The organism is Sandaracinobacteroides sayramensis, assembly GCF_022014495.1.
GTDB lineage: Bacteria > Pseudomonadota > Alphaproteobacteria > Sphingomonadales > Sphingomonadaceae > Sandaracinobacteroides > Sandaracinobacteroides sayramense.
In genome coordinates this window covers 1-761 of the sequence record NZ_JAKLSQ010000036.1, presented here as the reverse complement: position 1 = coordinate 761, position 761 = coordinate 1, and the positions used below count along the sequence as shown (strand labels likewise).

Sequence of the window (761 nt, the reverse complement as noted above, 5' to 3'; positions counted from 1 at the left end):
CATCCCAGTCAGCCTGCCGCTTCGCGCACGGCCTCTTTGCACCCGGAGTTTGCCCGATGACCGCCACCAATCGCCCGCTTCGCAACCGCCTGATGATCGGCGCCTCGCTCGCGGCCCTTGCCGTTATCGGCGCCGGCGCGGGAGCCGCCCAGGCGCAGAACATGGGCGCGCGGCGCACGGTCGATCCCTCGGTCGCCGCGGCGCAGGCCTCGCAGAGCGCGGCGCAGCGCAACGCCGCCGCAGCCGCAGCCGCGCAGCGCACCCGCGCCTCGTTCGCGGCCGCCAGCCGCGTGCGCGCGCAGATGGACGCCGCGCAGAACGCCGCCCGCCAGGCCGCCCTCATCGCCGAGAGCAGCGTTCCCAACGGCCTCGGCACCGGCGGCCTCAAGCCTTCCGCGGACATCGCCATCGACCCCAGCCTCTGGGTCGGCGCCAATGGCCCCACCCAGGCCCAGGGCGCCGATGGCCGCACGAACGTCACCATCGACCAGACCCAGGAAAAAGCCATCCTCACCTGGGAAACGTTCAACGTCGGCCGCGAAACCGACCTCAGGTTCAACCACAAGGGCAACAGCAGCTGGATGACGCTCAACCGCGTCACCGATCCCAACGCCAACCCCACGCAAATCCTCGGATCCATCAAAGCCGATGGATCCATCTACATCATCAACCCAAACGGCGTCATCTTCGGAGGCGCATCGCAGGTCAACGTCCGGTCCATCATCGCTTCCTCACTCGATATCCACGCAGGAACAGTCGAG

General features: G+C 68.6%; 1 protein-coding gene. It reads left to right on the top strand.

Annotated features, from left to right (window positions below; all coding sequences use genetic code 11):
* Positions 1–92: 92 nt before the first annotated feature.
* A partial coding sequence (locus L6Q21_RS17865) for a two-partner secretion domain-containing protein (protein WP_237832118.1) occupies positions 93–761 on the top strand: 669 nt, incomplete at its 3' end.